This is a genomic window from Pseudomonas acericola (SeqCode), from assembly GCF_053456465.1.
Genome location: NZ_JBRFJB010000010.1, coordinates 62,079 through 80,487, shown reverse-complemented (window position 1 = coordinate 80,487; position 18,409 = coordinate 62,079). Strand labels below are relative to the sequence as shown.

The window sequence follows — 18,409 nt, the reverse complement described above, 5'->3', positions numbered from 1 at the left end:
TTTGTCGGCCGGCGGGATCACAGCGCCAGCGCCGCGGAGTAGGATGCAAGGCGTCAACGAGTGCTCACCATGCCCGAACTGGAATCCCTGCAAGTCTTCCAAGCCCTTAACCGCTCGCCCAACGCTCGCCTCGAAGCCTGCGCCGAGCTCGGTGACGGTTTGTCTGCGGCCTTGTGGAGCAACCATCACGACGCCCAGGATTACCAGGCACCGAGCCATCACACCTTGTCCTGCTACATCGGCGGTGGCACCGGCACGTTCCGTCGCGACCAGCCCGGCACCAAGGGCGGCCCCGATAAACTGTGCATCCTGCCGGCCGAGCATCAGTCGGCCTGGGTGATCAACGGCGAGATCCGCCTGGCCCACGTGTATTTCAGCCCGGAGCAGTTCGCCCTCGGTTGCGTCACCTTGCTCGACCGCGAACCGCGCACGCTGCAACTGCGCGAAAGCACGTTCCTGGAGGACGCCAGCCAAGCCCGGCGCTTCCACCAGTTGATCGCCCTCAACTGGCACGAACCCGCCGAACGCCTGCTGACCAGCAGCCTGGCCCATGAAATGCTCAGCCACACCCTGCTCAGCCAGGTCGGTGCGCGGGACGGGCTGCGCTTGAAAGGCGGGCTGGCGGCGTACCAGCGGCGGTTGTTGGTGGACTACATCGACCAGCACCTCGAAGACCCCATCAGCCTCGGCCAATTGGCCGGGTTGTGTGCGCTGTCGGAATACCATTTTGCGCGGATGTTCCGCCAAAGTTTTGGCCTGCCGCCCCATCAATACTTGCTGGCGCGCCGCTTGACCCGCGCCCAGGCGCTGCTGCGTGGCGGCTCGCTGCCCCTTGGCGAGATTGCCTTGATGTGCGGTTTCTCCAGCGCCAGCCACTTCACCAGCCGCTTCCGCCAAGCCATGGGCGCCACGCCCGGCGAGTACCGCCAGGCGTTCTGCGCCTAAACCATCAAGCCCAGCGTCTTCGCCTTGGCCACCGCTTGCGTGCGCCGCTCCACGCCGAGCTTGCTGTGGATGCGCCGCGCGTGGGTCTTGACCGTGTGCAGGGAGATAAACAGGCGGTCGGCGATTTCCAGGTTGGAGCTGCCCTGCGCGATCAATTGCAGCACTTCCAGTTCGCGCTGGCTCAGGGGGTTTTCCGCCGTGCCGGCGGGCGACACTGGCGCTTCAAGCCCCACGTCACTCAACAACCCCGGCGAGCGCAGACGCAGCTCGCGAATCGCCTGCTGCACTTGGCAACGTGCCGCCAGTTCCAAGCCGGCCTGCAACGAACGCCGCGCCTGAGTTGCATCGCCGAGTTGCCAAGCCACCTCGCCCAGCACCAGGTGCAGTTCGGTTTCCAGGCACAACATGCCGCGCTGTTGGACAGTCGCCAGCAAGGCGCTCAAGCGCTGCAACGGTTGATCGGCACAGCCCAGTTTCACCTCGGCCAACACCAACAGATATTCCAGACGCGGTATCAACTCCAACGTCGCCGGCGGCGCCTGCTTGGCTTGCGGCCCTCGGAAGTGGCGCAACACCCGGCGCACCGCTTCCACCGTCAACTCGGCACGGCCCTGCTGCAACCAGAAGTGCCCGCTGACCAACAGCAACACCGCGCGATACACCGACTCCGGCACCAGCCGCTGCTGCATCAGCCGCTCGGCGTCGCGCAGTTGGACAAAGGCCTGGGCGTAATCACCGCGATTGGCCGCCAGCAGCGCGAGGCCGAGAAAACCGTAGAGCACGCGTTTGTCCTGGCTGTGCAGACACATCGGCAAGCCGGCGTCGAAACACTCGGCGGCCAGCACGTCCTGCCCTTGGCGCAACGCCAGATGCCCACGGCGCAAGGCGATACGCCCCACCAGCGGCCCGGCCTTGAGGCGCTGCTTGAGCAACATCGCCTGCACGCCTTCCAGCAGGCTTTGCGCGCGGTAAGGTGCGCCGCGCTGCTCCAGCAACTGGGCGTGGTCCAACTCCAGCAATGCTTCCAACACCAACGAGCCGTGGGCGCGGGCCAGGCACAGCGCCTCGCGGCTCAGGGCCTGGGCCACGTCCAACTCGCCGCGCAGCAAGGCTTGTTGGGTGAGCCCCGACAAGCACATCAGGCGCGACGTCCAGGCGCTGTCGGGCAAGGCTTGCAGGGCTTCGAGGAAATGCCCGCGCGCGCCGTCGGCATCGCCGCGCAGGTGCAGCAACCAGCCCCACTGCGCCTGCCAGCGCCCCAGCAGATAGGCCTGTTGCGCCGCCGTGGGTTGCGGCGCGAAACGCGCCAATTGGTCGATGCACAGCGCAGCCTGGTCGAAGCGCCCGGCAAACAGCAAGGCCGCCGTGACCAAGCCGACCAATTGCGCCGAACCCAGCATCAATTCATCGCCATGTTGTTCATGCAGGCGCAACAGCAACACGGCGTTTTGCTGGCGAAACAGGTCCTCGAAGCTGAAGTGTTGCAACAGGCTCACCGCCACCTCGTACTCTTCGGCCAGCAGCGCTTGCTCGAACGCCGCTTGCCAGTCCTGTTCGGCGGTGAACCACTGGCACGCGCGCCGGTGCCAGGAACGTTTGGCCGGCCAGGGCTCATCACGCAGCAAGTGCGCGAGCGGCGGGAACACTTGCAACCAGTCGGCGGCGTCTTCCCACGGCTGGATGTAGGCACCCAGGGCCTGCAAGTCGTGCAGGTACTGATCGCCGTCGCCAAAGCCGAACAGGTGCTCGCACAAGCCGGCGTTGAAACGCGGCAGATGGGCAAGCACGCGCCAGGCCTCGGCGAGTTCGGCCGGCAAGGTGCTGAACAGCTCGTGTTGCAGGTAATCGAGCAGGGTCTTGTCCGGGTGCCCGTCGCCGAGCAAGGCGATGCGCACACCGGCGCACCACCCGGCGCTGAACTGCATGACACTGTCTACGCTGTGCCCGGGGCTCAGCAGCTGGATTTCTGCGCCGTTGAACGCCAACTCGCTGCTGCTGCACTCCAACAACTCATCGTCGAGCAACAAGCGCGGCCAGTTGCAGATCGGCCGGCGCCGGGCGCCGAGCCACCAGGTCAATGCCGGGCTGCTGGCGGTGAGCAGGCGGTCGAGCAGCGCATCCAACTCGGGCGCGGGCAGGCGGCTGAAATCATCCAGGAACAACCACGCCGGGGCCTGCCAACGAGCGAGGTCGAGCAGCAGCGTGGCTTCATCGGTAAACGGCAGGCCCAGATTCAGGGCCAGGCGCTGGCATAGCTCCAGCGGGCTGAGGGTGATGCCATTGAGCGGCAACCAATATACCGGGCAACCGTTGGGCGCCTGCAAGGCGCACTCGGCCAGCAAAGCGCTCTTGCCACTGCCGCCGGGGGCGCAGAGCAACTTGACCCGGGCCTGCGCCGCCAACAACGGCGCGGCCAGGCGCGGGCGCAGCAGATGGTGGGCGGACAGCCGGGGCATGAATCCAGGACGGTCCAGGCAGCGTGTCATGGCGGTCATTGCTGCATCCTGCTTTTTTATTGTTATGCAACCTGATGCGTACCCTAGTCCTGTGGCTAAGGGTTGTTGAAGAAGTATTCAGCGGGGTGATTGGCGGCCATGCACAAAAGCAAATGTGGGAGCTGCTTTGTGTGGGAGCTTTGGCTTATGTGGGAGCTGGCTTGCCTGCGATAGCATCACCTCGGTCCGAATGACATACCGAGGTGTCTGCATCGCAGGCAAGCCAGCTCCCACACAAGCCAGCTCCCACATAAAGCGGCTCCCACCAGGTTGTAGAGTTGAAGAATCAGCGCACGCCTTCAGCCCTCAATGCCGCCGGGGTGTAGTCCGCCGCCTTGGCATTGAAACCAAACACAAAGCTGCTCTTCTCCTCGTTCTTCATGCCCAGCGCGATGTAGCGCCCGGCGATGATGTCGTACAGGGTTTCCACGGTGTACGCCGGGGTCTGGTGGTTGTAGTAGAACTGCGCATGCCCTTCCGCCACTCGCCACAGTTGGCCACGGCCGTCGTAGTGATCCACCAGCGCCACTTGCCAGCTGTCTTCGTCGATGTACATGTGGCGCTTGGCGTAGATGTGCCGCTCGCTCGGCTTGACCGTGCCGACCACTTCCCACACGCGGTGCAGTTCGTAGCGGGTCAGGTCCTGGTTGATATGGCCGGCCTTGATGATGTCGTCGTACTTGAGGGTCGGTTGATCGAGCTTGTAGCTGTTGTAGGGGATGTACATCTCCTTCTTGCCCACGAGTTTCCAGTCATAGCGGTCGGGGGCGCCGGAGAACATGTCGAAGTTGTCGGACGTCCGCAGGCCGTCGGACGCAGTGCCCGGCCCGTCATACGCCACTTGCGGCGCACGGCGTACGCGGCGTTGGCCGGCGTTGTAGATCCACGCCAGGCGCGGTTCTTTCACCTGGTCGAGGGTTTCGTGCACCAGCAGCACGTTACCCGCCAGGCGCGCGGGCGCGGTCACCGATTGCTTGAAGAAGGTCAGCACGTTGGCCGCCTTGGCCGGGTCCATGTCGGGGATCAGTTGCGGCACCGCCACTTCTTCCTCGAAGCGGATCGGCGTGTAGCTGCCGTTGGTCTGCGGTGTGGCCTGGGTGATGATGCGGCGCAGGTTACCGCCGTGGTAGCGGGTGATGTGGTTCCACAGCACTTCCACGCCATTTTTTGGAATCGGGAAGGCGTAGTAGCGGTTGCCGGTGAAATTCTCCAGACCGTTGCCGTCGTTGATCGGCTTGACGTTCAGCGCGCTGCGCTTGATCGACTCATAGATATCCGCCGGCAGGTTGACCGTGCGGTGCGTGGTGTACACCGGGATCTTGTAGGTCTCGGGGTAGCGCTTGAACATCGCCACCTGGCCTTCGGACAGTTTGTCCTTGTACTTGTCGACGGTGGCAGCGGTGATCACGAACAGGGGCTTTTCATTGGCGAACGGGTCTGCGAGGAAGCCTTTGCTGTCCACCGCGCCGGCATTTGTAGGAATGCCACCGGTCCAGGCCGGGATCGAGCCGTCGGCGTTGCCGGCTTTTTCGGCGCCCACCGGGGTGAGGCTAGTGCCGAGCTTGGCGGCTTCTTCGGGCGATACGGCGGCCATGACATGGGCCGCCAGCAAACTCAGAGCCAATACAGCAAGTGTCTTACGCATGGAGTCTTGTCCTTCTTTTAGCCAGATCAGAAGTTCACGCCGAAGCTGAGGGCGAGGAAGTCACGGTCGGTGAGGGTGTTGTAGTCGCCGCCGAAAAAGTCGGTGTAGCTCAGGCTGGCGGTGTAGGTGCTGCGGTAGTCCGCATCCACGCCGACGCTGATGGCCTTGGCGCCCTTGTTGAACAGGCCGTTGGGGCCGTAGCCGGCGACGTCATGGGACCACGACAGGTTGGGCTTGAGGTTCACCCCGAAGATCGCGTTGTTGTAGTCGAGGATCGCCCGGGCGCGGTAGCCCCAGGAGTTGGCCGTGACAAAACCGTCGGTGTCACCCTGGAACCCGTAGGCGCCGTAGACCGAGTCACGGCCGTAACGCAGCTTGGATTTGTCTTCCAGCCCGGCGACGTGGACGAAGGCCGCTTCACCGACCAACGTCAGGCGTTCGGCGCCCAGCACCTGGTCGAAGAATTGGGTCATGGTGCTTTGAATCTGGGTGATTTCCTTGCGGCGGTAGCCTTTGTTGTCGTCGCCGAAGTTGCTGCGGATCGGCGACGCCGCCTGGCCGGCAACCGGGTTGATCAGGGCCAGGGTCAGGTCGGTGGTGTTGAGCTGCACTGGGGCATTCGGGCGGTAGCTGATTTCACCGGTCCATGCCGTGCCGGTGGGCAAGGTGGTGGAGAAACTGGCGCCGAACAGGCGGATGTTTTCCGGGTAGTCGAGGTAGTACTGGCCACGGCCGAGCATCAGGCTCTGGACCAGCCCGGAGCCGGTGCCGGGCGCGATGCCGTTGGCTGCGCCGGAGATAGCGCCGAGCCTGGCCAGCGTGGTGTTGTTGGTGATGGTGCCCACGGTCGGCGTGCGGCTGTGGTAGTTCATGAAGTACAGGCCGTACTCGGTGTCATCCCCCAGCCAACGCAAGGCCGCGCCGAACTGGCCGCCGTCACGGGCCTCGCGGTCCCGGGCGCGCTGCACAATCACCCCTTCACGCGTCACTTGAAAGCCCTGCCCGAACGCAGCGGCCACCGGTTGCAACGGCGCAATCGCCGGGTTGCCCACGGTGTAGTTGCCGTTGCAACCATGGGCCGCGACGTCGCCACCAAAGAAGGTGCCGCAGTTATCCAGCACGGTGTTCTGCCAGTTCAACTGGTAGAAGCCTTCCACCGTCAGTTGGTTGGTCAGGCTCTGGGAGCCGAACAGCATGTTCACCGGGATCAGCCCTTCCTTGATCTCCGCGCCGGGGCGGCGGAAAGCCGATACGTCGATGGGGTTGATGCTGTTGATGGAGTTACCGATAAAGGTGCTCTCGCCCCAACTGACCACCTGCTTGCCCAGGCGCACGTTGCCCGGTTGGTCGCCAATGGAATAGTTGTGATAGACGAAGGCATCCAGCAGTTGATAGCCGGATGAGCGCGCGCCTTCGTCGCGGTGGTGGTTGCTGATCTGTTTGAATTCGCGGTCTTCGTCCTGCAGCTCGAAGTCGTACCAGTACTTGCCGCGGACAAACATGCCGCTGTCGCCGTACTTGAGCTCCAAGTCGTGCAGGCCCTTGAAGATCTTGGAGAAGGTTTCGCCCTTCTTGAAGTTCAGCCGTCCGTCATCCCCGGTAGACGCCTGCCCGGTGCCGCCATTGACGGTGCCCACCAGCTTTTTATCGGCATCGCGCATGCCCCAACTCGCGCCGACCGACAGCGAGGAGTCGAATTGCCCTTCGATCTCGCCAATGTTGAATGAAACAGCCTGCGCCTGCGCACAGCAACCCAGTGCAACCGCAGCGGCCAGCGCCTGAGGCGTGAAGATGGCGCGCATTGTTGTTTTTGTCATGCGTCTTCCCCGGTGAGTGACAGAAGGCCTCACCCTACTGCCGCGCATCAGGAGCGATAAGCGCACCAAGGAGGGATTCGTGTTGTCGCTCGAAAGGATGAGCGCCCGTGCTGGCAGCGGGTTTGCGCGGGGGTATGGATCGAATGGATGGCGGCTTATCAGGCCAATGGATAGCGCGCCCGGCGACTGTTGCTATATCGGTAACAGTCCTTGTCCTGAAGCGCTATTACTCATTTTGTTACAACCGACTATTCTTAGCGCGCTCTCAGGGTGAACTGCCCGCTTCCGCAACCGGAAGAACAGCCAGACTCAGATGGATTGATGCCTGTTTTCAATCTGTTACCGGTGTTCACTGACGTGGATTTGTTGCTCCTTGATCCAACGTCTTACTTCGGCCGCTGCCTATGCAGCGGCCTTTTTTATGCCTGGAATAAAACGGGGCGCCCCTGGCGCCCCGCACGATTCACTGTTGTTCAAGCAACGATCAAAGGCTGTACTTCTGCAGGTTGGCCATCATTTCCTTCAGGGCCTCGATATTGTCCTTGGGATGGGCAGCGCCTTCAAAGTCGCAGATCTGCTGCCAGTGCGCGGCCACGTCATCGGGCGAGAAGCCGGCTTCCGGGTCGAACCCCACGCCGAGACTGCGCTCCCAGCGGGTCTTGCCGATCCAGCCGCCGCCCACTTCGAACAGGCCAGCGGTTTCCTCGCACGCCGCGCTGCCCAGGTACACCACCAGCGGGCTGACCAGCTCCGGCTTGAGGCGCTCGAACACCTGCGGCGGGATCAAGCCTTCGGTCATGCGCGTGCCGCCGGTGGGGGCGATGGCGTTGACCAGGATGTTGTTCTTGCGCCCTTCCAGCGCCAGGGTGCGGGTCAGGCCATACAGGCCGAGCTTGGCCATGCCGTAGTTGGACTGGCCGAAGTTGCCGTAGATGCCCGAGGTGGAGGCGGTGAAGATCACCCGGCCATAACCTTGCTCACGCATATGCGGCCAGGCGGCGCGGGTGACTTTGTAGGCGCCTTCGACATGCACCCGGTAAACCAGGTCCCAATCGCTGTCGTCCATTTTGTGGAAGGTCTTGTCACGCAGGATGCCGGCATTGTTGACCACCACGTCGATGCGGCCGAACACTTCCAGCGCGTGCTGCACAATCTTGTCACCGTCAGTGACAGAGTCATGGTTGGCTTCGGCAATACCGCCAACGGCGCGGATTTCGGCGACCACGCGGTCGGCCGCCGAGGCATTGGCGCCTTCGCCCTGGGTCGAACCGCCCAAGTCATTGACCAGCACTTTGGCCCCGTGCTGGGCGAACAACAGCGCATGGGCCCGGCCCAACCCGCCGCCGGCACCGGTGACGATCACGACCTTATCCTGGAACTGCACTGACTCACTCATACCGAACTCCGCTGGCGATAATGGGAATGGGTCGAGTGTCAGGCACGGGGCCTTTGGTCACAATAAAGTCAGCCAGGGCTGAATGGTGCGCGATAAGGCTGGGGGATGATGGCTAAGGGGCCGGCACTGCTCTCACTGTGGAACAGGCTTTGGTGGGAGCTGGCTTGCCTGCGATGCAAGCACCTCGGTGTGTCAGTCACACCGCGGTGATGCTATCGCAGGCAAGCCAGCTCCCACACAAACCTCTCCCACAGTTGAATTGTGTGCGATCAGGAATAGGCCATGTAGGGCATCGGCCCGGCGATCCGCTCGCGAAACGCCAGGTAGTGCTTGAGCACCTGCACTGGCGCCTCAATCTGCGGGTAGTGGCCAATGTTCGTCAGCAGCACTGCGTCCGCCTCCGGCACCAGTTGTCGATAACGCTCCACCATATGCGCACCGGAAATCGGGTCCGCCTCGCCGTCAATCACCCGCAGCGGTACGTCCTGGCGCTGCATCGCCTCCACCCAACGATCACGCATGCGGCGACGCTGGGGGATATAGGCGATCAGCTTGTGCAGGATCCGCGTGCCATCGTTGCAGTTGAGCAGGCTCCAGAAATCATCCAGTGCGCTTTCGCTGGGGCGGGTATCCGGGCCGAAGATCTGGCGGAAGCTATCGGACAAGGCATTGCGCCCAAAGGCGCGGCCGATCATCCAGCCAAGAGGGCTGAGCAAGAGTTTCTGCACCAGCGCAGGCCGATGGGTTTCGGGGAACAGGCCGCCGTTGAGAAACACGCAGCTGGCCATCAGGAAGCGCCCGTCGTAATGCCGCGCGAGCAATTCCTGGGCGACGCTGTCGCCGTAGTCATGGGCCAGCACATGCACCGGCTGGTCCACACTCAAGTGCTCCAGCAGCGCCTGTTGCACATCGGCCTGCTCCAGCAGGCAGTACTCGTGATCCAGGGGTTTGTCCGAGTCGCCAAAGCCGAGCATGTCGCAGGCAATCACCAGGTTGCGCTGGGCCAGGGGCTGCCACAGGTAATGCCAGTCCCAACTGGCCGTGGGAAAACCATGGATCAGCAGCAACGGTTCGCCCTGCCCCGCCACCCAATAACGGAGGGTGCGGCCACGGAAGACGAAACTCTGGCCGCGCTTGCGCCAGGCTCTCAGCGGGATCTCGGCGAGTGGCATCAGGTTTTATACCCAGGATCGATGCTGTCCAACTTGCGCAGCAACGCCGGCCAGGCCAGCGCGCCCCCCATTCCTTGTGCACTTTTGGTCACGGCCGCCACCATTGCCTTGGCCCCGGCCAGAATCTGCGGGCCGATCGGGATCAACTCGGCGCCGCCGTTTTGCGCCAGCACCTGGATGTCGCAGGCACGCTGGAAGGTGAACATCATCAAGAACGTATCGGCGATGGTGCTGCCGCAGGTCAGCAGGCCGTGGTTGTGCAGCATGAGGAAATTGTTGTCGCCCAGGTCGGCCTGCAAGCGCGCCTTTTCTTCGTGGTTCAGCGCCACGCCTTCGTAGGCGTGATAGGCCAGGCTCGCCAGCACGAAGATCGATTGCTGGCTGATCGGCAACACGCCCTGCTTCTGCGCCGCCACCGCGACACCGGCGGCGGTATGGGTGTGCAGCACGCAGGTGACGTCGTGGCGCACTTCATGGATGGCGCTGTGGATGGTGTAGCCCGCCGGGTTGATCTCGTAGGGGCCGTCCATCAACTTGTTGCCGGCTTGGTCGACCTTGACCAGGCTCGACGCGGTGATCTCGTGAAACATCAGCCCATACGGGTTGATCAGGAAATCATCGGTGCCCGGCACCTTGGCCGAGATGTGGGTGAAGATCAGGTCATCCCAGCCGTGCAACGCCACCAGGCGATAGCAGGCTGCCAGGTCGACACGGGCTTGCCATTCGGCAGCGCTGACCTGATCTTGGACATTCTGTGGCGATAGAACGGGGGCTAGGCTCACGGCAACGACCTCCTTGGCGCACTTTGTTATTGTTTTTTTGAGTGATGGGCCAGTCTAGTCAGACCTCATGACGGAAGGGAGTCGCCTTCGCAGCCAGCTTGATGACCGAACGAGTCAGCCTTGAGAATAGTTCAAATCCGTGTACGCGGCGTCAGAGAAGCGCCGCCAATAAAGGCGCGGCAAACAGGTTGAGCAGCCCCGTCAACACCATCACCAGGCCGGCGACCGAGCCTTCTTCGCCGCCCACTTCCCGCGCCCGGCTGACCCCGGCGCCGTGGGCACCCACGCCAAACAGGGCGCCACGGGCCAGCGGCGTGCGCAACGGCAGCCATTTGAGCAACACGCCACCGAGCATGGCGCCGAACACGCCGGTGAACATCACGAACACGGCGGTCAGTTCCGGCACGCCGCCGAGGTCGGACGACACCGGCATGGCGAACGGCGTGGTAATCGAACGCGGCACCAGCGACATCGTCACCGCGCTGTCCAGCGCCAGCGCCTTGGCCAGGCCAAACGAGGTGGCGATGGACGCGATGCTGCCCGCCAGCATGCCCAGCAGCAATGCCGACCAGTGGCGTGCGAGCAAACGCCGTTGTTGCCAGATCGGCACGGCGAAGGCCACGGTGACCGGGCCGAGGACCAGCATCAGCCAGTGGGTGTCGGCGGCGTATTCGGCATAGGCGGTGTTCATCGGCACGGCCACCGCCAGCAACAGCACCGGCACGAGGATCAACGGCGACAACAGGTAGCGCCCGGTGCGCCGGTACAGCCAGCGGCTGAAGACATACGCGCCCAGGGTCAGGCCAAGCCAGAACAGGGGCATCAGTTCAAGCTTCATGGCGAAGTTTCCAGCGGCACACCCATTCCACGGTAAACGCGGTCACCAGCATCACCGCCAAGGTACTCAGGCCGATCACCAGCAGGATGCGCCAGCCGTCATTACGCACCAGGCCGCCGTAGTCCAACAGGCTCATCAAGGCCGGAATAAAGAACAGCAGCATTTCCGCCATCAATACACCGGCGCCCAATTGCAGGGCGGCGGGCTTGATCAGGCCGCTGGCGAAGGTCGCCAACAGCAAGCCCAGCCCGACCACCCCGCCAGGAATCGGCCAGGCCAGCCACACAGCCAGTTGGCAACCAAGAAAATAGATGGCCAGCAGCACGACCAATTCAATCAACAGACGGGTGAAACGTTTCATGGGCTTGGGTTCCTCGCAGGCGCCCATTTTAAAGAGACGGACCTCATACCCACAGCGAATTGTTAGACTGCAAACTATTCCAAACTGGAATCAAGACCATGGAATTCAAACAGCTGCGCAGCTTTGTCGAAGTCATCCATCGCGGTGGTTTTACCCAGGCCGGCAGAACCTTGCACATCAGCCAATCCGCCGTGAGCAAACAAGTGGCGCAACTGGAGCAGAGCCTCGGCACACCGCTGCTGGAGCGTACCGGTTCACATATCCGCCTGACCGCCGCCGGCGCCGTGGTGTTGCAACGCGCCGAAGCGATGCTGCGCCTGCAAACCGAGTTGCTCAGCGAGCTGGACGACATGCAGCAACTGGCTCGTGGCGAATTGCGCCTGGGCCTGCCGCTGCTGGCCGGTGATACGTTGTTCGCCGGGCTGTTTGCCGAGTACCGCAGGCGCTACCCCAACGTCACCATCCAGCTCCTCGAAGGCGGCAGTCGCACCATTGAACAAGGGATTCTCAACGGTGAACTGGACGTTGGCGGCAGCCTGATGCCCAGCGATCCGGCCTTTGCCTGGCAAGCGTTCTGCGATGAGCCGCTGGACGCCTTGCTGCCGATGGACCATCCGCTGGCGGAAAACGCCCAGGTGCGCCTGGAAGAATTGGCGGACACGCCGTTCCTGATGTACCAGCGCAGTTTTGTGCTGAACGATCGGCTGATGCAGGCGTGTCAGCAGGTGGGCTTTACGCCGAAGGAAATTGGCCGCAGCGGCCAGGCGGACTTTCTCGTCGCGCTGGTCGCCGCCGGCCAGGGCGTGGTGCTGCTGCCCAGCGTGGTCGCCCGTGGGTTGGTGCGCCCGGGCGTGGTGCGCCTGACGCTCAAGGCGCCAGACTTCCTGCGCTGGGACATTGCCTTTATCTGGCGCGACGGCGCTTATCTGTCGCGAGCCGCCCAGGCCTGGCTGGCGTTGTTGCGTGAATACCCGGTCAACCGCGCAGTGCAGTGACCAGTTCCGCCAGCCACGGCTCGGCGTCGGCTTCCGGGGTCACGCTTTCGCTGGCGTCCAGGCGCAGCATCGGCAGCACTTCGCGAACGCCCAACTCGCCGAACAGCTCACGCAGTTGCTCGCCGCCGCCGCAGAAGGTGTCACCGTAGCTAGCGTCGCCCAGGCCGATCACCGCGCCTGGCAGGCCGCGCCAGGCGGCGGGCAGTTGGTCGCGGATGCTCGAATACAGCGGTTGCAGGTTGTCGGGCAATTCACCCATGCCGGTGGTCGAAGTCACCGCCAGGAACGCGTCGGGAGCGAAGGCTTGCACGTCTGCCAGGGTGGCGCGTGGATTGTGCCAGGCTTCAAAACCGGCGGCGTTGAGGATACCGGCGGCGTGGCGGGCGACTTCTTCAGCGGTGCCGTAGACCGAGCCGGAAAGGATGGCGACTTTCATCAATCTGATCCTGTAGTTGAGTGAAAGCGTGGGATATTAGCAGCTGGCGCAAATATTTCAGTGCGCTGCGTGCAACATTCAAACCTTGCCATACACTCCAATCGCCCAAAACAAGCCATGGACCGCTCAATGATTAACGCCAAACTGCTGCAACTGGTCGTCAACGCCTCCAACGACGGCATCGTCGTCGCCGAGCGAGAGGGCAAGGACAAGCCGCTGATCTACGTCAACCCGGCATTCGAACGGCTGACCGGCTACACCCTGGATGACATCCTGTATCAGGATTGCCGCTTTCTACAGTCGGGTGACCGCGATCAACCGGGGCTGATGGCTATTCGTGAGGCTTTGGACAGTGGTGGTGCCTGCCGGGAAATCCTGCGCAACTACCGCAAGGACGGTACCCATTTCTTCAACGAACTGTCGCTTTCGACGGTGTACAACGAGGCTGACAAGCAAACGTATTTTGTCGGCGTGCAAAAAGACGTCACCCTTCAGGTCAAGGCCCAGCAGCGCGTGGCCCAACTGGAAAGCGAACTGGCCGAGGTCAAGGCCCAGTTGGCCGCTCTCCAAGCGACGAGCGGATCTAACAAAGTTTAGAAAATGGGGTCATTAGAGAGGATAATGGCACTTTAACACCCCTTTCATTGAGCACGATCAATGCACCGCGACGCGCTTCTGACCCAGGATGAGCTGGACTTCATTCAGAACATGCAGCACAACCCCCAGCTCAACCTGCGGGATGCATCGTCGAGCCTGACCGTCAACGGTGGGGCGCAGATCCGTGATTTGCTCACCCGGCTGGCCGCTCACGACCACGTCACGATCCAGGCGCAGTTCGATAACCAGCAACTGACCTTCCCGCTGCACCTGGTGGAGGATGAGTTTCATGCTGTGCATTTGCGTCTGGGGGTGCCGAGCATTTTCGAAGACGGGCCGATGATCCGCCCATGGCGCCTGGCGCTTGAAGCGCCGGTGGCACTGGAGAACATCAAGGGCACGCCTGGCGCGCTGTGGGTACACGAAGTGTCATTCAAGGGCGTGCTGGTGGAAATCCGTGGCCGGGTCAAACCGCCCAAGACCTTTGCCCTGTGGTTCAGCCCTTCCGGTTACGAACGCATTGCCCTGCGCGGCACGCTGGAGCGGGAAACCGCGCGCGGCTTGTTCGCCTACCGCCTGAACCAGAGCGATGCGGATGAGATCGAGCGCCTGCGCCAATTCATCCTGCACCAACATCGCCTGGTCCACCCGCATGTGCATGCCTGATCTCAGGTATCCAGTTGGCCGCTGAGAAACTGCTGCAGGCGGCGTTGCATCAAGCGCCCTTCATTGCCCAGGCATCCCACGGAAGAACCGGCCAGGTCGTTCTCGGCCAGGTCCGACGCCGCTCCTGCCAGAAACAGTGGGCAATCCAGGGTCATCGCCAAGCGGTTCAGGCGGCTGGGCAGGTCGTGGCCGTGTGAGTGGTTGGAATACACGATCAAGGCCTGGGGACGGGTTTTTTCACACACCAGCATCAACTCATCCACCGGCTGGCCCATCGCGAGCACCTTCACCACCAGGTCGTCGCGACTGATCAACAGCGCGGCCACCAGCAACTCCAATTTACGACACTCGCCGGGCAGGGCGGCCAGCAGCACCCGTGGCGCCGACGACGCACAGGCTACCTGCAAGCGCTGCAAGGCCTGCACCCGCAGGAAGGCATCGAAGAACAACCATTCACTGGCCTGGCCAAAGCGGCCCTGATGGCGCAGCAGATCCTGCCAGAGGGGCATCAGGATGTCCTGGAACGCCACGCTGAGGGGGTAGGTCGCAAAAATCTGCCCGTACACATGCTCCAGCTGGCGATCATCGAACGCACTGACCGCCTGCATCAACCGCGCCTGCCACTGCGGCCACTCGACCTCTGCGGCCAAGTCACGCTCAGCACGCACGGCTTGCGCTTGCTGCTCGTCACGCGCGAGGAGCTTGCCGACCTTGCTCACGGCCACGCCGCGCTCGATCCAGTCGAGGATGCGATTGACCGTCTCAATATCGGCCTTGGAGTAGAGGCGGTGCCCGCTTTCGGTGCGCGTGGGCTGGATCAGGCCATAACGGCGCTCCCAGGCACGCAGGGTGACGGGGTTTATGCCTGTCAATCTCGACACTTCACGAATCGGAAACAGTTCGTCTGAACCAGGCGTATCTAGATGCAAATTGCTATCAAGCGGAGCAGTAATCACGGGCATTTGAGACCAAAAAACCAACGGTGATCGGGGCAATCATTTAACGCTTTTCGACCTGTCTTTTTCAAGCGCCTCAAGCTTCAGACCAATGCCACTGGCGTATTTCTGCAAAACAGGAATAATCCTTGCCTGTTTTTACATAGCGGCACTACCCCGCCGCTATGTTCGTGCGCCGCCTACCCGGCCCAGCGCACCCGTATATTTGGAGATACACAATGTCTACCTCACCCGTCACCCTGATGGTTGCGCGCCGCGTGGCCAAGGGTCGCTACGAAGAGTTGATGGCCTGGCTGCGCGAAGGCGAGCAATTGGCCACGGACTTTCCCGGTTACCTGGGCTCAGGCGTGCTTGCGCCGCCGCCCAATGATGACGAATTCCAAATCATCTTCCGTTTCGCCGACGAAAAAACCCTGCATGCCTGGGAATTTTCCGCATCCCGCAGTGCCTGGCTGGGCCGTGGCAGCGAGCTGTTCGCCGACCCATCGGAGCATCGTGTGAGTGGCATTGATGGCTGGTTCGGCGCCGTCGGCGCACGGCCACCCCGCTGGAAACAGGCCGTGGCGATCTGGTTGGCATTTTTCCCCGTGTCGTTGATCTTCAACTTTGTATTGGGCCCGTTGCTCGCTGATCTGGAGTTGGTCCCGCGCGTGCTGGTCAGCACCCTGGCCCTGACGCCACTGATGGTTTACCTGTTCATTCCGCTGTCGACCCACCTGCTGGCCAACTGGCTGCATCCCGTGCCCGCACCGCGCAAGGCCAGCGAAGCCGCCGCGTGAGTACAGGGGGCCGCAGCGCTGGTATGATTTGAGCCTGCCAGCGAATCGAGCCCCCCATGACTGCAACACATGCCCCGATCCTGATCACCGGCGCCGGCCAGCGTGTCGGCCTGCATTGCGCCCAGCGTTTGCTCGACGACGGCCATTCGGTGATTTTCAGCTACCGCAGCGAACGCCCTGGCGTGCAGGCCCTGCGCGAGCGCGGGGCGATCGGTGTGTTTGCCGACTTCTCCAGCGAAGCCGGCGTCATGGCATTTATCGCCGAACTGAACTGCCACACCCAAAGCCTGCGCGCGATCATCCACAACGCCTCGGCCTGGGTCGCGGAAACACCCGGCGACGAAAGCCGCGCCTTTACCGACATGTTCAGCGTGCACATGCTTGCGCCCTACCTGATCAACCTGCATTGTTCACCTTTGCTGCAACACTCGACGCCGGCTGACATCGTGCATATCAGCGATGACGTGGTGCGCAAGGGCAGTCGCCAGCACATCGCCTATTGCGCCACCAAGGCCGGCCTCGACAGCCTCACGCTGTCGTTCGCCGCGCAGTTCGCGCCGCTGATCAAGGTCAACGGCATCGCCCCGGCGATGGTGATGTTCAACGACGGCGACGACGCGGCCTACCGAGCCAAGGTGCTGGCCAAGTCGGCACTGGGCATCGAACCCGGGCCCGAGGTGATCTACCAGAGCGTGCGTTACCTGCTGGACAACCCCTATGTCACCGGTACCACCCTGACCGTCAACGGCGGGCGGCATATCAAGTAAGCCGTTTGTGAGGATGTTGTATGACCTTGTCCCTGCCCCAACACTACCGCGAGATCCTCAAGAGCCTGGGCGAAGACCCGGAGCGTGAAGGTTTGCTCGATACCCCCAAGCGCGCGGCCAAGGCGATGCAGTACCTGTGCCACGGCTACGAACAGAACCTGGATGACATCGTCAACGGCGCGCTGTTTACCTCCGACAACGACGAGATGGTGATCCTCAAGGACATCGAGCTGTACTCGCTGTGCGAACACCACCTGCTGCCCTTTATCGGCAAGGCCCACGTGGCCTATATTCCGACCGGCAAGGTGCTCGGCCTGTCGAAGCTGGCGCGTATTGTCGACATGTACGCACGCCGCCTGCAGATCCAGGAAAACCTCACGCGGCAAATCGCCGATGCCATCCAGCAAGTGACCCAGGCCGCCGGCGTGGCGGTGGTGATCGAAGCCAAGCACATGTGCATGATGATGCGCGGCGTGGAGAAACAGAATTCAACCATGAACACCTCGGTGATGCTCGGCGCGTTCCGCGAGTCGAACACCACGCGCATGGAGTTCCTGCAACTGATCGGACGGAGCAAGTAGCAATGCCACAACTTCAACCAGGCATGGCGCGCATCCGGGTCAAGGACCTGTGCCTGCGCACCTACATCGGCATCAACGAGGACGAGATCCTCAACAAGCAGGATGTGCTGATCAACCTGACCATCCTGTATGCCGCCCAAGAGGCGGTGCGCGACAATGACATCGACCACGCGCTGAACTACCGCACCATCACCAAGGCCATCATTGCCCACGTCGAAGGCAACCGCTTTGCCCTGCTGGAACGTCTGACCCAGGAGCTGCTGGACCTGGTGATGAGCAATGAGTCGGTGCTGTACGCCGAAGTCGAAGTGGACAAGCCCCATGCGCTGCGCTTTGCCGAGTCGGTGTCGATAACGTTAGCTGCAAGCCGCTAGCTACAAGCTGCAAGCTAAAGGCCTACCTCATTCCAACTTGCTGCTTGCAGCTTACCCGCTACAAGCTGTCTCGAAGAGACCACTATGACCGACCAACAACGCCTCGAACTCGAAGCCGCCGCCTTCCGCCGGCTGGTGGCCCACCTGGACAGCCGCAAGGATGTGCAGAACATCGACCTGATGAACCTCTCCGGCTTCTGCCGTAACTGCTTGTCCAAGTGGTACAAGGCCGAGGCCGATGAGCGCCAGATCGAGCTGAGCCTCGATGACGCCCGTGAAGTGGTGTACGGCATGCCGTACGCCGAGTGGAAAGCCCAATACCAGAAAGAAGCCAGCGCCGACCAACAGGCGGCGTTCGCCAAAGGAAAAACCCATGACTGACCTGAACACCCTGCGCAACAGCCTGAACAGCGGCGAACACGTATTTGCCGACACCTTGGCCTTTGTTGCCGCAGGTTACGACTACCAGCCGCAAGCCTTCACCAATGGCAACGTGGAAAACGCCGCCGGGCAGAACGAGGGTTCGTGCAAGACCCTGGGCCTGGCTGTGCTGGAAGGCTTGAGTGACCAAGAGGCGCTGCTGGCGTTTGGCGAGCATTACCGTTCGGTGGTGGCCACGCCTGAGGGCAGTGACCATGGCAACATCCGTGCATTGATCGCCCATGGCTTGGCCGGTGTCACGTTCACCGCACAGCCGCTGACCCGCCGCTGATTCAACAGCGGTACACGGTCAAGGTGGGAGCCGGGCTTGCCCGCGATGGCGGTGGTGGCTGATACACCGCTATCGCAGGCAAGCCAGCTCCCACA

The 18,409-nt window shown here is 62.4% G+C and carries 20 protein-coding genes; 10 read left to right on the top strand and 10 right to left on the bottom strand.

Annotated features, from left to right (window positions below):
• Positions 1-69 precede the first annotated feature (69 nt).
• Positions 70-945, top strand: coding sequence for a helix-turn-helix domain-containing protein (locus ACU688_RS25465; RefSeq protein ID WP_448186856.1), 876 nt, complete (start codon positions 70-72; stop codon positions 943-945).
• On the opposite strand, the gene ACU688_RS25460 is transcribed toward ACU688_RS25465, so the two are convergent.
• From ACU688_RS25460 to ACU688_RS25425, 8 genes are all read right to left on the bottom strand, one after another.
• Entirely contained in the window at positions 942-3,440 is a 2,499-nt protein-coding gene (locus tag ACU688_RS25460) for a LuxR C-terminal-related transcriptional regulator (RefSeq protein WP_448186855.1), read from the bottom strand. The two genes, ACU688_RS25465 and ACU688_RS25460, sit on opposite strands and share 4 nt — an antisense overlap.
• A 286-nt stretch (positions 3,441-3,726) precedes the next feature.
• Positions 3,727-5,085, bottom strand: a complete 1,359-nt coding sequence (locus ACU688_RS25455) for a DUF1329 domain-containing protein (protein WP_257782551.1) — start codon at positions 5,083-5,085, stop codon at positions 3,727-3,729.
• 26 nt (positions 5,086-5,111) lie between these two features.
• Positions 5,112-6,902 (bottom strand): DUF1302 domain-containing protein, encoded by a 1,791-nt coding sequence (locus ACU688_RS25450; RefSeq protein ID WP_448186854.1) that lies wholly within the window; start codon positions 6,900-6,902, stop codon positions 5,112-5,114.
• A 484-nt stretch (positions 6,903-7,386) separates the two neighbouring features.
• Positions 7,387-8,298, bottom strand: a complete 912-nt coding sequence (locus ACU688_RS25445) for an SDR family oxidoreductase (protein ID WP_448186853.1) — start codon at positions 8,296-8,298, stop codon at positions 7,387-7,389.
• 269 nt (positions 8,299-8,567) lie between these two features.
• The gene (locus ACU688_RS25440; RefSeq protein ID WP_448186852.1) at positions 8,568-9,470 is read right to left on the bottom strand and encodes an alpha/beta fold hydrolase; all 903 of its coding nucleotides are present in this window, start codon (positions 9,468-9,470) and stop codon (positions 8,568-8,570) included.
• Positions 9,470-10,252 (bottom strand): class II aldolase/adducin family protein, encoded by a 783-nt coding sequence (locus ACU688_RS25435; protein ID WP_448186851.1) that lies wholly within the window; start codon positions 10,250-10,252, stop codon positions 9,470-9,472. The genes ACU688_RS25440 and ACU688_RS25435 overlap by 1 nt, the downstream gene beginning before the upstream one ends.
• Before the next feature lie 151 nt (positions 10,253-10,403).
• Positions 10,404-11,090 (bottom strand): LrgB family protein, encoded by a 687-nt coding sequence (locus ACU688_RS25430; RefSeq protein ID WP_448186850.1) that lies wholly within the window; start codon positions 11,088-11,090, stop codon positions 10,404-10,406.
• A complete protein-coding gene (locus ACU688_RS25425; RefSeq protein ID WP_448186849.1) occupies positions 11,080-11,451 on the bottom strand; it encodes a CidA/LrgA family protein in 372 nt (123 codons plus the stop codon). The genes ACU688_RS25430 and ACU688_RS25425 overlap by 11 nt, the downstream gene beginning before the upstream one ends.
• Before the next feature lie 98 nt (positions 11,452-11,549).
• Here ACU688_RS25425 and ACU688_RS25420 point away from each other — a divergent pair, with 98 nt between their 5' ends.
• On the top strand, positions 11,550-12,446 hold the full coding sequence (locus tag ACU688_RS25420; protein ID WP_448186848.1) for a LysR family transcriptional regulator: 897 nt from the start codon (positions 11,550-11,552) through the stop codon (positions 12,444-12,446).
• Here ACU688_RS25420 and ACU688_RS25415 read toward each other — a convergent pair.
• Entirely contained in the window at positions 12,427-12,882 is a 456-nt protein-coding gene (locus tag ACU688_RS25415; protein ID WP_257782556.1) for a flavodoxin, read from the bottom strand. The two genes, ACU688_RS25420 and ACU688_RS25415, sit on opposite strands and share 20 nt — an antisense overlap.
• Before the next feature lie 129 nt (positions 12,883-13,011).
• Here ACU688_RS25415 and ACU688_RS25410 point away from each other — a divergent pair, with 129 nt between their 5' ends.
• Both ACU688_RS25410 and ACU688_RS25405 read left to right on the top strand, forming a co-directional pair.
• Complete coding sequence (locus ACU688_RS25410; RefSeq protein ID WP_448186847.1) at positions 13,012-13,479, top strand: PAS domain-containing protein; 468 nt, start codon at positions 13,012-13,014, stop codon at positions 13,477-13,479.
• 60 nt (positions 13,480-13,539) lie between these two features.
• A complete protein-coding gene (locus tag ACU688_RS25405; RefSeq protein WP_448186846.1) occupies positions 13,540-14,145 on the top strand; it encodes a hypothetical protein in 606 nt (201 codons plus the stop codon).
• 2 nt (positions 14,146-14,147) lie between these two features.
• Here the strand turns inward: ACU688_RS25405 and ACU688_RS25400 are convergent, their stop codons facing one another.
• Positions 14,148-15,107: a MerR family transcriptional regulator gene (locus ACU688_RS25400; RefSeq protein ID WP_448186845.1), complete on the bottom strand. Its 960-nt coding sequence runs from the start codon at positions 15,105-15,107 to the stop codon at positions 14,148-14,150.
• A gap of 212 nt (positions 15,108-15,319) precedes the next feature.
• On the opposite strand from ACU688_RS25400, the gene ACU688_RS25395 reads away from it, so the two are divergent.
• The 6 genes from ACU688_RS25395 (at position 15,320) to ACU688_RS25370 (ending at position 18,314) form a co-directional block, all read left to right on the top strand.
• Positions 15,320-15,880 carry a putative antibiotic biosynthesis monooxygenase gene (locus ACU688_RS25395; protein ID WP_448186844.1) on the top strand — a complete coding sequence of 187 codons (561 nt, stop codon included), beginning with the start codon at positions 15,320-15,322 and terminating at the stop codon, positions 15,878-15,880.
• Between the two features lie 56 nt (positions 15,881-15,936).
• Positions 15,937-16,647: a dihydromonapterin reductase gene (folM, locus tag ACU688_RS25390; protein WP_448186843.1), complete on the top strand. Its 711-nt coding sequence runs from the start codon at positions 15,937-15,939 to the stop codon at positions 16,645-16,647.
• Between the two features lie 20 nt (positions 16,648-16,667).
• On the top strand, positions 16,668-17,228 hold the full coding sequence (gene folE, locus ACU688_RS25385; protein WP_448186842.1) for a GTP cyclohydrolase I FolE: 561 nt from the start codon (positions 16,668-16,670) through the stop codon (positions 17,226-17,228).
• A 2-nt stretch (positions 17,229-17,230) separates the two neighbouring features.
• Entirely contained in the window at positions 17,231-17,602 is a 372-nt protein-coding gene (gene folX, locus ACU688_RS25380) for a dihydroneopterin triphosphate 2'-epimerase (protein WP_003176029.1), read from the top strand.
• Positions 17,603-17,686: 84 nt separating this feature from the next.
• Positions 17,687-17,983 carry a DUF1244 domain-containing protein gene (locus ACU688_RS25375; RefSeq protein WP_048722893.1) on the top strand — a complete coding sequence of 99 codons (297 nt, stop codon included), beginning with the start codon at positions 17,687-17,689 and terminating at the stop codon, positions 17,981-17,983.
• Complete coding sequence (locus ACU688_RS25370) at positions 17,976-18,314, top strand: HopJ type III effector protein (RefSeq protein ID WP_448186841.1); 339 nt, start codon at positions 17,976-17,978, stop codon at positions 18,312-18,314. The genes ACU688_RS25375 and ACU688_RS25370 overlap by 8 nt, the downstream gene beginning before the upstream one ends.
• Positions 18,315-18,409: the final 95 nt, after the last annotated feature.